Genomic DNA, 12,880 nt, shown 5'->3' with positions numbered 1-12,880 from the left:
CCGGTGGGCGCGCAGGCGCCTCGACGCAGGATATCAACAAAGCAGAACGTGCTGCAATGCAGGAGCGTTTTGGCGACGAAGGGCCAGTCTGTATTGGGCCAATCCCCCTCAGGCACTGCTGACGAGCAGGGCGCCCGACAGGATGAGGAGGGTGCCGGCGGCGAGCTTCATCACGTTAAGCTCGGAGGCTTCGCCGAGAAAGACGGCGCCGATTGCCAGCGTCACCAGCACGTTACAGCTCCAGATCGGCGCGAGTTTGGAGACCGGGACACCGTAGGCGGAGAGCGCGAAACTGATGAGGCCGGTGCCGGCGGCGAAGCAGGCGCCTGCTGTGGCGGCAAAACCGAGACCCCCGGCGGTCCAGGGGGCAGGTCGCCAGATCAGCGCGGCGGCCAGGCCGACGAGGGCGCAGGCGACGCCGAAGGCGATCAGATAGACGGCGGAACCGGTGGCGGCGACCGCGCTCTGCTTCTGAAAGATGGCGGTAATGCCCCAGAACAGGGCGGGCAGAATGCCGCCGATGACGATCGGCCAGAGTGAATGCATCGCGAAACTCCTGTCGCACCCATAGATCAAAGCCTCGCCGAAGGCGAAGGCCGGTCGAACCTGCGGTGCCACCAGACTAGGAGTTTCTTTTTGCTCTTTGTGGTCTTGTTGTTGCGCGTGAAGGTGACAGATCCGAATGCCGGCGTAAAGCTGCGCCGGGCTCAATCCCGCATACGCAATTCGTCGGTCTGCATCTGCAGCGAGCCCAGCGTTTCCAGGAAGCTCATGCCGAGCAGGCTCTGGTCGAGCCGGCCGTCCTCGGCGACGCTGGCTGCAACATTGTTGCGGACGATCGGGCCGATCGCCACCTGGTCGAGGGTGACGGGTGCCGCGCGGCCGCGGCCGTTGGCGGTCATGACGGTCATGGAATAGGTGAGGCGGGTAAGGTCGATGCCGATCCGCTCGGCATCTTCGCGCGAGAGCGCCACCATGCTGGCGCCGGTATCGACGAGCATCTCGATCGTTTGGCCGTTGACAGCGACATCGGCCTCGAAATGGCCGTTCAGCAGCTTGTGCAGGATAATTTCCTGGCCGCCCTCGCTTGTCGTGACGACGACCGCGTGACCGGGCACAAGGCCGGCAAGCAGCCGGTTGCCGACGGCAAGCGCTTCCTGGCGATAGAGATAGGTGGTGGCAAGTGCCAGGATGAGGACCAGCCATATCATCATCTGGCGCATCGTTTCACTGAGGCTGCGCCGGCTTGTCCAAATGCCGGCCGACAGCATCAATGCGATCGGCATGAGATAGACGACGCGGCCGAAATCATCGCTCTGCAGGCCGAGGATGCGCCCGCTGTCATTGTTGACGATCAGCATGGCAAGGCCGATGCCGATGCCGATGACGAAGAGGAAGACGATCAAACGCATCATCAAGGCCGCTCCGGCCCGCCGGCGAGAGTTGTATTCATGTGGTTCGACACTGCGGCGACGCCTGCAAGCCTTGCCGGCAGCAGCGCCATGATCTGTCTTCGCTCGGTGTCGGAGTAGTTCATCCAGCTGCCGATTTCCTGAAGAGTCCGGCCGCAGCCGGCGCAAAATCCGGTGGCGGAAACCAGGGAGCAGACGTGAATGCAGGGTGTTTGCATGAGCGATATATCGGGGTTTCAAAGAGCCGTGGCAAGGGCGCAAAGGGTGGCCACTTCACAAATCTGCTGCGTCGCGCCCAGCGTGTCGCCGGTGTGGCCGTCAAGCTTGCGACGGATGAAGGCGGTGAAGGCAAGGGCTGCGATGCCGGTCGCGAGCAGGCTTGCGACCAGCGGCCGCAGGCCGAATGCCGGCCAGATCAGAATGGCTGCGAGGAAGCCGGCCGAGGCGAGCGCAAATTGCATCGCCGCCTCGTCAGGCCGGCCGGTCGAGGGGGCCACGCCCTCGGCCTTGGCCGGCGGCAGTCGCTGCCAGTGCCAGGCGATGGCGCCGCGGCTGAGCGCGGCAACCGCGGGAACGGCAAGGGCTGCGGCAAGCGGCGAGGCGTGGCGGGCGAGGGCGGCAAGTGCCGCTGCGCGGATCGCGAAGGAGAGGATCAACGCTATCGCTGCATAGGTGCCGATCCGGCTATCCTTCATGATGATAAGGCTCTGCTCGCGGCTCTTGCCGCCGCCGATGCCGTCGGCCGTATCGGCCAGGCCGTCCTCATGCAGCGCGCCGGTGACGAGGACCTGGATGGAAAGCGTGATCAGGGCCGCCATCAGCGGATCGGCGCTGAGCCCCAAAAGCAGCAGCAGGGCGAGGGCGGGCGCGACACCGATGACGATGCCGGCGAAGGGAAAGGCGCGCACCAGCGGGCCGAGCCTGCCGTCATAGCCTTTGAACAGCGACTGCGGCATGGGAATGCGGCTGAGAAAGGCGACGGCGCGGGCGGTATCGACCGCATGGTCCTTGATCTTCATTCTGCTTCGTTCTGCCAGAGGTCTCGGCTTGTGGTCTCGGCTTATGGTCGCGGCGGCGCTTTTGCAGTTGTTCGCCTCGTCCGCCCGCTTTAAGAGAGTTGCCACCCGCAAGGAAGCTGATTTGCTCGACGCAAACAAGTGGTTTGCGTGGAAAAGACAGAATACCGGATTCATAGGAAAACCGCACAGATGAGCGTTTCAGGCCTGCCGTTCGACGATTTCCGTACCCTGCTCCGCGACCTGCCGGGGCCGGATGCCCGCGCGCTGGTGACCGCGCGCGAACGTGACGCGCAATTGACCAAGCCGCCGGGTGCGCTTGGAAGGCTGGAGGAAATCGCCTTCTGGCTTGCCGCCTGGACGGGCCGCGCCCCTGCCGTCAACCGGCCGCTGGTGGCAATCTTTGCCGGCAATCACGGCGTCACCCGGCAGGGTATCACGCCCTTTCCGCCCGCCGTGACCCAGCAGATGGTCGAGAATTTTGCGGCCGGAGGGGCTGCGATCAACCAGATCTGCGTCGCTTATGATCTCGGGCTGAAAGTCTTCGATCTGGCGCTCGAATATCCCACCGGCGACATCACCGAGGAGGCAGCACTTTCCGAGCGCGATTGCGCTGCCACCATGGCCTTCGGCATGGAGGCGATCGCCGGCGGCACCGACCTGCTCTGCATCGGTGAAATGGGCATCGGCAACACGACGATTGCCGCGGCGATCAACTATGCGCTCTACGGCGGTTCTGCGCGCGACTGGGTTGGACCCGGCACCGGTTCGGCAGGCGAGATGCTGGAGCGCAAGATCGCGGCGGTGGAAAAGGCGGTGGCGCTGCACAGCGATCATCTCGACGATCCCCTGGAGATCATGCGCCGGCTCGGAGGCCGCGAGATCGCGGCCATGGCCGGCGCCATCCTTGCCGCCCGCATGGAGCGCATTCCGGTGCTGATCGACGGTTATGTCGCGACGGCCGCTGCGGCAATCCTGAAAGCCGCCAATCCATCCGCGCTCGACCATTGCCTGATCGGACATGTTTCCGGCGAGCCCGGACATCTGCGCGCGATCGAGATGCTCGGCAAGACGCCGCTTCTGGCGCTCGGCATGCGGCTCGGCGAAGGTACGGGGGCCGCTCTTGCCGCCGGCATCGTCAAGGCGGCGGCGGCTTGCCATTCCGGCATGGCGACCTTCGCCCAGGCGGGTGTGACCAACAAGCATTGAGGCCGCGGTCGGCACCGCCGATCCCGCGGTCGGCACCGCCGATCCGCCTGCGTTCGCTTGCGCCGCCCAGGGGGATTCGCTATTTGCGTATTCGCTCATTGAAGGGGAGACGGCAAGCCTTCCCGGGTCTGTGACGCAACGGCAAGAGGAGAGGGCGTCTTGACCAAGCCTGCGGTGACGAAAGAGACCGGATTTCGGCATTTCTTCGCCGCGGCCAGCTATTCCTGGGCGGGCTTCCTGCGCGTGCTGAAAGAGGCGGCGTTCCGCCAGGAGCTTGGTTTCTTCGTTGTATCGATCGCAGCACTGGCGCTTGTTGGTGCAAGTGCCGGCGAGATCGTTGTCGCAGTGCTGCTGTTTCTCGGGCTGTTTTCGATGGAGGCGATGAATACCGCCGTCGAAGAGGTGATCGACCGGATATCACCGGAGATTTCGATCGTCGGCAAACATGCCAAGGATCTCGGTTCCTTTGCTGTGACCTGCATGATCGCCGCCTGCTGCCTCTATCTCGGCTTCGTCCTCGGCAAGCACCTGTTTTTCAGCCCCGCCTGATTTAGACTGGATCGGCCGAAATCACGCGGCTGAATCAGGCAAAACTCTTGCGTTTGCGAGAGACGGGATGAGCTTCTTCGACCGCCGGCAGGCTCTGGAGCACGCGCTTGGCCGGCAGGATGGCGATGACCTCGGTGCCCTCGCGCAGCTTCGATTTCAACAGGAACTGCCCGTCATGCTTGGCAAGGATCGCCTGCACGATCGGCAGGCCGAGGCCGGTGCCCTGTTCGGCGCTCTTGATGGCGATCGAGCCCTGACCGAAGGCCGAGAGCACGACGGGAATCTCTTCTTCCGGAATGCCGGGACCGTTGTCCTTGATCGAGATGTATTGTCCGCCGCCGGCCGTCCAGCCGACCTTGACGTGGATTTCGCCGCCTTGCGGCGTGAACTTGACGGCGTTGGAGAGAAGGTTGAGCACCACCTGGCGCATCGACTTCTCGTCTGCCCAGATGGCCGGCAGCTGCCGCTCGAATTGATCCGAAATGGCGATGTTCTTGGCGCGGGCGCGCAGCTGGACCATACCGATGCAATCTTCGGTGATATCGAGAAGCGAGATCGCCTCCTCGCTCAGCTCGTATTTGCCGGCCTCGATGCGGGAAAGGTCGAGGATCTCGTTGATGAGATCAAGCAGATGCTGGCCGGAGCGGTGGATATCGCCGGCATATTCCTTGTAGGTCGGATTGGCGAGCGGCCCCATGACTTCCGCCGACATCACTTCGGAGAAACCGAGAATGGCGTTGAGCGGGGTTCTGAGTTCGTGCGACATGGAGGCAAGGAAGCGGGATTTGGCGAGGTTTGCCTCCTCGGCGCGGCGGCGAGCCTCGTCCGACATCGATTTCGCCACTTCGAGCTCTGCGATCAGGTCGTCCTTCTCCGACTGGTAGGAAAGGATTCTGAGGTTCGACTTGAAGAGCCGGTCGCTGATATAATTGAAGAAGACGACGGTGGTGGTGAAGGCGCCGGTCAGGCTGATTTCAAGCAGGTCACGCGACAGGCCGCTCTTGCCGGCGAGTGCCAAAATCGCCGGCGCGAAGGCGACGAGCACGGCAGGCGTCAGCATGAAGTTCGACATTGCCGTGACGGAGAGTGCGATCAACAGCGTCGCACCCTTATAGAGGATGAAGCTCGACGGCTCGCAGCTATCGCAGCCCTGCAGCGCGAAGATGGCCCAGCAGCAGCCGAGCAGGAACTGGCCGGCGAGCAGCAAGCGGCGCCATTTGCGGGCGTTCTCGGAGGTGATTTCCTGCCGTCGTGCGCGCCGTGCGAGCAGGATATTACCGGCATGACAGGTGAGCGTCAGCAGCGCCCAGAAAAGCAATTGCGTGTTTTGAGTGAAATAGACGCCGAGGGCGGTGATGATGACGACGAAGAGCGGCATGATCGTCGCGCCCTGCAGCATCGACGCCACATACATCTTGAGCACGTCGCGGTCGAAGGAGGAATTGGACGCATGGCCGGACTGAAGACGTTCGCGCGTTTGCCGCACGGCCTTGGAAACGGCCTTGTTGCGGTGGCTGCGCGACCTGTCGACGATAATCTTGTCGGTCGATGTGCTTACGCCGGTACTCATGTGCACGTTGAAACTTCATCCCAGGGTGGATAAGAGCTTAACCGGCAATTCTTAAGAAGATGTTTGCCATCTTTGCCAAGGATTTGTTTTTTAAGGAGGCGAAAGCGTGACACGGGGCCTGCGCCTGATTCGCGACGGCGTGATTGCTTTTGCCCTGCTGGCGCTCTTGGCGCTGATGGCCGCCAAGCTCAACGACGCAGCGAGAATCGAGCGTTCTGGCGCTTTCCATGCTGCCGACGGCGACAGTTTGCTATTGGGAGACGAACGTTTGCGCCTCGAAGGCATAGATGCACCGGAACTCCACCAGAGCTGCGAAAGGGCAGGGAAGGCCTGGGCTTGCGGGCGGGCGGCGCGCGAGGCGCTGCAGGGCATGGTCCTGCCATCGGGAACGCTTTGCCAGGGCCGCCGGCGCGACCGCTACGAAAGGCTGCTTGTCGTCTGCCGGAGCGGGACGGGTGGCGATATCAATGCCGCCATGGTGCGCCTGGGCATGGCCATCTCCTATGGCGGTTATGGCAAGGAGGAGGCCGAGGCGAGGGCCGCGAAGGCGGGCCTCTGGGCCGGGGCTTTCGAGCGGCCGCGTGATGTGCGCGATCACGCGCGCCACAAATCCGGCTTCGACGGCGCCCTGCGTTTCATCCGGCAGATCGCCGGGTGGGAGTAAAGACATGACCGACGAAGCCACCCTGGAGATGCTGCGGAGCGAAATCGCGTCCTGCCGCATCTGTCGGGATATGCCGGCGAAAGGTCCTGAATATCGGCTGCCGCACGAGCCGCGGCCGGTGGCCGTGATCTCCTCGAAGGCGCGCATCCTGATCGCTGGGCAAGCGCCGGGGCTCAGGGTGCATGAGAGCGGCCTGCCGTTTGACGATGCCTCGGGCGACCGGTTGCGGTCCTGGCTCGACGTCGACAGGGCAAGCTTCTACGACCGCGACCGATTCGCCATCGTGCCGATGGGGTTCTGCTTTCCCGGCTATGACGACAAGGGCGCGGATCTGCCGCCGCGCCGCGAATGTGCGCCATTCTGGCGGCAAAGGGTGATTTCGGCGATGCCGCAGATCGAACTCGTGCTGGTCATCGGCCAATATGCGCAGGCCTGGCATATGGCTGACGAAAAGCAAGCCAATATGACCGAGACGGTGCGGGCATGGCGCGACAGCCTTCTGTCCGGCCGGTCGCCGGCGGTGCTGCCGCTGCCGCATCCGAGCTGGCGCAACAGCGGCTGGCTGAGCCGTAATCCCTGGTTCGAGGGCGAACTGCTACCGGTCTTGCGAGAACGGACGAAAAACCTGCTTTCCTGAAACAAAATTCTTTTCGTTGCGCGGAATCGCGCTATACAAAGAAAAATAATTCGAAAGGACTGTTGTGCGCATGGACCGCCTCGACCGCAAAATACTGCGTCTGCTGCAAGAAGATTCGACCCTCGCCGTGGCCGATCTCGCCAAGAAAGTCGGGCTTTCGACGACGCCTTGCTGGCGGCGCATCCAGAAGATGGAGGAAGACGGCGTCATCAAGCGGCGAGTCGCCATCCTTGATCCGGAGAAGGTCAACACCAAAGTCACCGTCTTCGTGTCGATTCGCACCGCCACACATTCGATCGAATGGCTGCGACGCTTTTCCGAGGTGGTTGCCGAATTCCCCGAAGTGGTCGAATTCTACCGGATGAGCGGGGATGTCGACTATCTCTTGCGAGTCGTCGTTCCCGATATCGCCGCCTATGACGCTTTCTACAAGCGGATGATTGCCAAGATCGAGATCCGCGACGTTTCTTCCGCCTTTGCAATGGAGCAGATCAAGTATTCGACCCAGCTGCCGCTCGAGTACATGATTCTGGAGAATGCCAAATCCAACGAGGATTGAAATCGGCGTGCGGCCTGCGGTCGCACGCCACAATTGCGCGAGGATCGAGCTGCCGGAGGCCATCCGGCCACATTTGAGCCCGATCTGGGAAGCGAGGGTGAGGCTGACTGTGGTTGCCACTGCAGAAAAGCCCTGGAAATAGCGAAAAAACGCTCGAATCGTGCCAAACTCTCAAAAATAAATAGCCTGGTAACGAATGTGAGGCTATGCTTATCGACAACCAGTGAGTGATGCGTCATCGTTTTGTCTCATTGGTATCGAATTCAGGACACCATGTTCTAAGCCGCTGCCTTGTATGTGTTGGTTAGCCGGCGGTAGAGTTTGCGCACTTCACCATTATGTTCGACGGGGGTCGAACGGTGGAGAAATTGACGAATGGGGTATAGTGTTTGCGGCTTGCGATGGGAGATTTCCGTCGCGGGGCCGTTTTCTGTTTTTGTCGTTTAAATAATTGAAATTGTTGTATAAAAATCACGCCTACGGGGAAAGTAACTTCGGTAGGCCCATCTCACGTGTATCGAGAATTGCTTGATAAGGCGGTGTATGGGATGACGGTTTGGCGGTTCGATCGATCCGCACGCCGAGATGGCTGTTCAAACTGGGCCGGCTTCAAATCGACTACCCGATTGGAAGCCAGCCCCGATCGACAAAGGAATGGATTGGTAAATGAACATCAGAATGGTTTTGCTTGCATCAGCAGCAGCATTTGCTGCATCGACGCCGGTTCTTGCAGCTGACGCTATTGTTGCTGCTGAGCCGGAACCGGTTGAATATGTTCGCGTCTGCGACGCTTACGGCACCGGCTACTTCTACATCCCGGGCACCGAAACCTGCCTCAAGATCGAAGGCTACATCCGTTTCCAGGTTAACGTTGGCGAAGACGTCGGCGGCGATTCGGACTGGGATGCAGTGACCCGCGGTCAGGTTCAGTTCACGGCCAAGAGCGACACCGAGTACGGTCCGCTGACCGGCGTTATCGTCATGCAGTTCAATGCTGACAACGCTACCGATCAGGACGCCGTCCTCGACTCCGCTTACCTCGACGTCGCGGGCTTCCGCGCCGGTCTCTTCTACAGCTGGTGGGACGATGGCCTCTCCGGCGAAACCGATGACATCGGTTCGGTCGTAACGCTGCACAACTCCCTCCGTTATCAGTACGAAAGCGGCACCTTCTACGCTGGCCTCAGCGTCGATGAACTGGAAGACGGCGTTTACAAGACCGGCGAAGAAGCCAACAACGTTGGTGTTGCCTTCGGCGTTGGCGGCACTGCCGGTGCGTTCAGCTACCAGGTTACCGGTGGCTGGGACTTCGACAACGAAGACGGCGCAATCCGTGCAATGGGTACGGTTGACATCGGTCCCGGTACGCTCGGCCTCGCTGGCGTATACTCTTCCGGCCCGAACTCCTACTACTCGTCGGCTGAATGGGCTGTTGCTGCTGAATACGCTATCAAGGCAACCGACAAGCTGAAGATCACCCCGGCCGTTCAGTACTACGGCAACTACTTCGGTGGCGACAAGGCTGTTCCGGACAACTTCGACGGTCTCGGCGATGCTTGGAAGGTCGGTCTGACGGTTGATTACCAGATCGTCGACAACTTCTACGCCAAGGCTTCGGTTCAGTACCTCGATCCGGATGATGGCGACGACTCCACGACGGGCTACTTCCGTCTGCAGCGTTCGTTCTAATCCACTTAGTGGATGCCCCCGGTTTTCGGGCCGGGGGCACTTCAAATCAGTTTCTGATCCGAGTGACCTCCGATCAGCTACGGGGACGGGTCCGGTCTTCCCTGCCGGACCGTCCTTGCAGCGTTTTGGCGCGCAGTCTTCAAGGCGGTCTCTCAGGATGGCCTTTTCCGAGGCGGTAGAACCGGCACCTTTGCGTATTGCATGTCGGTTTCTTGGAAACCCCGTTTCTCGCTGAACTCCCTTTTAAATTTCAAGAGCGCCGGCGCGATTGATCGCGTCATTGCGCGGACGGGAGCTGTTGGCCGCTTCTCGTCTTCGCCGTCGGCTGGTTTTGCCGCAACAGGTCGCGAAAAGAAAATCCAATGCCGACAATGTGATTACAGCTTTTGGTGAGAGTGGATACAACCCTTACAGAGGGGGCGGCATTCATTCCTTCACTCGGATAGCTTGTTCTTATGGACGATCTCAACGATTACTATTATTTCGCCGCTGTCGTCTCTAGCGGCGGCTTTGCTTCCGCAAGTCGCGATCTCAAGATACCGCGTTCTAAGCTGAGCAGGCGGGTCAGCCGGCTCGAGGACGGGCTTGGCGCAAGGCTGATAGAGCGCTCGACGCGTCACTTCCGGGTGACGGAGATCGGCCAGGCCTTCTACGAAAGATGCCAGACCATCCTGCAGGAGGCCGACCGCGCCAAGTCGATCGTCAGCGAGGCTCAGTCCGACCCGCAAGGTGTGGTCCGGATGGCTTGTCCGCTCGGTCTCGTCGATATTTCGGTCGGCGGAATCCTGCCTGAATTCCTGGAACGTTATCCGAAGATCAAGCTGCAGATCATCGGCTCCGACCGGCGCGCCGATCTCATCAACGAACGGATCGATCTTGAGGTGAGGGCGACCAACGAGCCGGAGACGCAGACGAGCCTGACGATGCGCAAGCTCGACCGTATCAGGCGCATCCTCGTTGCAAGTCCCTCGCTCATCGAGCGCACCGGCGGCCTGAATTGCGTGGACGAACTCGCCGAATTGCCGACGCTGGCAATGACCTCATGGGTGTCGTTCCACAGCTGGGAATTGATCGGCCCGAATGATGCCAGGCGGGTGATTCGGCATCAACCGCGGCTCACCTGCCGCAGTATGACCGCCATCCTCGACGCGGCCCGTGCCGGCCTCGGCTTTGGCCTTCTGCTCGAAAGTGCCTGCGAGGCGGATCTGCAGGCCGGCAGGCTGGTGCGGGTGCTGCCGGAATGGCAGTCGGAGGAAAGCCAGTTTTATATCGTCTTCACGACCGCCAAGGGTATGCCGCCGGCGGTCCGGGTGCTGATCGATTTCCTGGTCGAAAAATCCAAACATCATTGACGAAGAGCGAGGGCTTCGGCGTTGCTGCCGCGCGTCCGAAGAGATGCGCAAAGAGGGATGCGGTGGAGCCGGCTCCGCTCTATCTCAGCCGTGCCAGCAGCTTTTCGCCGGTCAGTTCCCTGCCGGCATCCTTGCCGATCCAGCGGGCGGTTTTGTCAGGGCTTTCCGCCAGGGTCCTTGCGAGTGCGAGCGCCGGCGCATGACAGGCAAGATTGCGCTTGCCGATACTGCGCAGTGCCCAATTGACGGCCTTGCGCACGAAGTTTCGAGGATCGCCGGAATGGGCTTCGATCAGCGGCATCCAGGCAAGGATGGCGGCGTCGGGCTCTTTCTTCCGATGAACGGCGGCGCCTGATATCATGGCGAAGGCCGCGCGTCTGACAAATTCGCGTTCATCGGCGGCGAATTCCGACACGAGCTCGTCGAGTCGGGCCTCGACGAAGAGATCGGCAGCGCAATCGACGATCTCCCAGGAGTTGAAATCATTGGCCCAATTCCGCGCATCATCCGCCGTCAACTGCTTCGGCTCTGAAGTAAAGAGGGCGAGCAGGCGGGCTTCGCGGATGTCACTGCGCCAGAGCTGCCTTGCCCTGGCGTGATCCTTTTTCGCTTGCCTGGCAACCGCCTTGACATCGGGATTGGGGATGCCGAGGGCGCGGTTCGTGGCAATGCCGAAGCGCGCCATGCCGACGATATTCTCCTCCGAACGCAGCGTTTCGAGATGTGCGATCAGTTCGGTTGCATCGGAGGAGGGGCCGATCATTTCTCGAGGCGGGCGAGCAGCGAGGATGTGTCCCAGCGATTGCCGCCCATCGCCTGGACGTCGCCGTAGAACTGATCGACGACGGCGGTGACCGGGAGCTTGGCGCCGTTGCGGCGGGCTTCGGTGAGCACGATGCCGAGATCCTTGCGCATCCAGTCCACAGCGAAGCCGAAATCATATTTACCGGCGTTCATCGTCTTGTGGCGGTTTTCCATCTGCCAGGAGCCGGCCGCCCCCTTGGAAATCACCTCGACGACTTTTTCGATATCGAGACCGGCGCGTTTGCCGAAATGCAGGCCTTCGGCAAGTCCCTGGACGAGGCCGGCGATGCAGATCTGGTTGACCATCTTGGTCAGTTGGCCCGCGCCCGCCGGCCCCATCAGCCCGACCATGCGGGCATAGGCGTCGATGACGGGTCTGGCGCGTTCGAAGACGGCCTCGTCGCCGCCGCACATGACGGTCAGGACACCGTTTTCGGCGCCGGCCTGGCCACCGGAGACCGGAGCGTCGATGAAGTCGACGCCTTTCTCCTTGGCCGCAGCATAAAGTTCGCGGGCGACCTCGGCGCTGGCGGTGGTGTTGTCGATCAGTGTCGAACCGGGCTTCATGCCGTGCAGGGCGCCATTCTCGCCCGATGTCACCGATCGGAGATCTTCGTCATTGCCGACGCAGACGAAAACGAAATCGGCCCCGGTGGCAGCCTCGGCCGGGGTGGGAGCGGACTTGCCGGAGAATTTCTCGGCCCAGGCGGCGGCTTTTTCGGCCGTCCGATTGTAGACGGTGACATCGTGGCCGCCCTTCGTCTTCAGATGACCGGCCATGGGAAAACCCATGACGCCGAGACCGATGAATGCGACTTTAGCCATATGTCCTATCCTTATCCCGAGTGCGAGGCTTCGAGGATTAACCGAAACGGCGAGAGCAGAAAAGCCGTGAAGGCCGACTTCGTTCCGATTGGCGCATCGAAGCTGGCCGTCATTCGCTCGAACCCTAGATTGAGAGGAAAGCACAATGTTTGCGGGAGGAGACATGGACGAAGTTCCGATGATCGAGCCGCGGCGCAGGGGCCGCAGCGGAATGCAGGCGATGCTTATTCCATCGCAGCAGATGGTCGCAGAGCAGATCAGGTCGGCGCCGGAAGGTGTTTTCACCGAGGTCGGCGTCCTTCGCCGCCGCCTCGCTGCCCAATATGGGGCGGATGCCTGTTGCCCGGTGACCGTGCAGCGGCATTTGCGCGCGATTGCCGAAATGTCCTTCGATGCGCTGGAAAAGGGTGAGCCGGTTTCGACCGTTACGCCCTATTGGCGCATGGTGGATCCTGCGAGCTTGCTTGCGACGCGCCTTGCAGGCGGCCCCGGCTTTATCCGGGAGCGGCTAGCCGTCGAACGTCGGGAGGTTTGACGGCAGGCGCTTGCCGAGGAGCGCCCGAACGGGGAAAATTATTCCTCGAAGCGGATGAC

At 61.4% G+C, this 12,880-nt stretch carries 15 protein-coding genes; 8 read left to right on the top strand and 7 right to left on the bottom strand.

What is annotated here, in order from left to right; genetic code table 11:
* Positions 1–108 precede the first annotated feature (108 nt).
* The 4 genes from CO666_RS15375 to CO666_RS15360 all read right to left on the bottom strand — a co-directional run bounded on the left by CO666_RS15375 (position 109) and on the right by CO666_RS15360 (position 2,431).
* Positions 109–546: an EamA family transporter gene (locus CO666_RS15375; protein ID WP_097612955.1), complete on the bottom strand. Its 438-nt coding sequence runs from the start codon at positions 544–546 to the stop codon at positions 109–111.
* Positions 547–707: 161 nt separating this feature from the next.
* Entirely contained in the window at positions 708–1,415 is a 708-nt protein-coding gene (locus CO666_RS15370) for a TIGR02281 family clan AA aspartic protease (RefSeq protein WP_097612954.1), read from the bottom strand.
* Entirely contained in the window at positions 1,415–1,630 is a 216-nt protein-coding gene (locus tag CO666_RS15365) for a DUF1289 domain-containing protein (protein WP_097612953.1), read from the bottom strand. Before CO666_RS15365 ends, CO666_RS15370 begins: the two co-directional genes overlap by 1 nt.
* Before the next feature lie 18 nt (positions 1,631–1,648).
* A complete protein-coding gene (locus CO666_RS15360; protein ID WP_097612952.1) occupies positions 1,649–2,431 on the bottom strand; it encodes an adenosylcobinamide-GDP ribazoletransferase in 783 nt (260 codons plus the stop codon).
* Between the two features lie 189 nt (positions 2,432–2,620).
* Here CO666_RS15360 and cobT point away from each other — a divergent pair, with 189 nt between their 5' ends.
* Positions 2,621–3,637 carry a nicotinate-nucleotide--dimethylbenzimidazole phosphoribosyltransferase gene (cobT, locus tag CO666_RS15355; RefSeq protein WP_097612951.1) on the top strand — a complete coding sequence of 339 codons (1,017 nt, stop codon included), beginning with the start codon at positions 2,621–2,623 and terminating at the stop codon, positions 3,635–3,637.
* Between the two features lie 159 nt (positions 3,638–3,796).
* On the top strand, positions 3,797–4,186 hold the full coding sequence (locus CO666_RS15350; RefSeq protein ID WP_097612950.1) for a diacylglycerol kinase: 390 nt from the start codon (positions 3,797–3,799) through the stop codon (positions 4,184–4,186).
* A gap of 34 nt (positions 4,187–4,220) precedes the next feature.
* Here the strand turns inward: CO666_RS15350 and CO666_RS15345 are convergent, their stop codons facing one another.
* The gene (locus CO666_RS15345) at positions 4,221–5,756 is read right to left on the bottom strand and encodes a sensor histidine kinase (protein WP_097612949.1); all 1,536 of its coding nucleotides are present in this window, start codon (positions 5,754–5,756) and stop codon (positions 4,221–4,223) included.
* A 106-nt stretch (positions 5,757–5,862) separates the two neighbouring features.
* Here CO666_RS15345 and CO666_RS15340 point away from each other — a divergent pair, with 106 nt between their 5' ends.
* The 5 genes from CO666_RS15340 to CO666_RS15315 all read left to right on the top strand — a co-directional run bounded on the left by CO666_RS15340 (position 5,863) and on the right by CO666_RS15315 (position 10,657).
* Entirely contained in the window at positions 5,863–6,420 is a 558-nt protein-coding gene (locus tag CO666_RS15340) for a thermonuclease family protein (protein WP_097612948.1), read from the top strand.
* Between the two features lie 4 nt (positions 6,421–6,424).
* On the top strand, positions 6,425–7,057 hold the full coding sequence (locus CO666_RS15335; protein ID WP_097612947.1) for a uracil-DNA glycosylase family protein: 633 nt from the start codon (positions 6,425–6,427) through the stop codon (positions 7,055–7,057).
* A 70-nt stretch (positions 7,058–7,127) separates the two neighbouring features.
* Positions 7,128–7,616: an Lrp/AsnC family transcriptional regulator gene (locus CO666_RS15330; protein ID WP_097612946.1), complete on the top strand. Its 489-nt coding sequence runs from the start codon at positions 7,128–7,130 to the stop codon at positions 7,614–7,616.
* A 666-nt stretch (positions 7,617–8,282) separates the two neighbouring features.
* Positions 8,283–9,305: a porin gene (locus CO666_RS15320; RefSeq protein WP_097612945.1), complete on the top strand. Its 1,023-nt coding sequence runs from the start codon at positions 8,283–8,285 to the stop codon at positions 9,303–9,305.
* Between the two features lie 455 nt (positions 9,306–9,760).
* Positions 9,761–10,657 carry a LysR substrate-binding domain-containing protein gene (locus CO666_RS15315; protein WP_097612944.1) on the top strand — a complete coding sequence of 299 codons (897 nt, stop codon included), beginning with the start codon at positions 9,761–9,763 and terminating at the stop codon, positions 10,655–10,657.
* Between the two features lie 79 nt (positions 10,658–10,736).
* Here CO666_RS15315 and CO666_RS15310 read toward each other — a convergent pair whose 3' ends face one another.
* Together CO666_RS15310 and CO666_RS15305 are read right to left on the bottom strand one after the other, a co-directional pair.
* The gene (locus tag CO666_RS15310; RefSeq protein ID WP_097612943.1) at positions 10,737–11,420 is read right to left on the bottom strand and encodes a DNA alkylation repair protein; all 684 of its coding nucleotides are present in this window, start codon (positions 11,418–11,420) and stop codon (positions 10,737–10,739) included.
* Positions 11,417–12,286: an NAD(P)-dependent oxidoreductase gene (locus CO666_RS15305; RefSeq protein ID WP_097612942.1), complete on the bottom strand. Its 870-nt coding sequence runs from the start codon at positions 12,284–12,286 to the stop codon at positions 11,417–11,419. Before CO666_RS15305 ends, CO666_RS15310 begins: the two co-directional genes overlap by 4 nt.
* A 163-nt stretch (positions 12,287–12,449) precedes the next feature.
* Here CO666_RS15305 and CO666_RS15300 point away from each other — a divergent pair, with 163 nt between their 5' ends.
* The gene (locus CO666_RS15300) at positions 12,450–12,821 is read left to right on the top strand and encodes a hypothetical protein (protein ID WP_097612941.1); all 372 of its coding nucleotides are present in this window, start codon (positions 12,450–12,452) and stop codon (positions 12,819–12,821) included.
* Positions 12,822–12,880: the final 59 nt, after the last annotated feature.

Origin of the sequence: Rhizobium chutanense (assembly GCF_002531935.1) — a bacterium.
GTDB classification, from domain to species: Bacteria; Pseudomonadota; Alphaproteobacteria; order Rhizobiales; family Rhizobiaceae; genus Rhizobium; species Rhizobium chutanense.
Note: the sequence above shows the minus strand (reverse complement) of the source record. Positions and strands in the feature narration are given on the sequence as shown.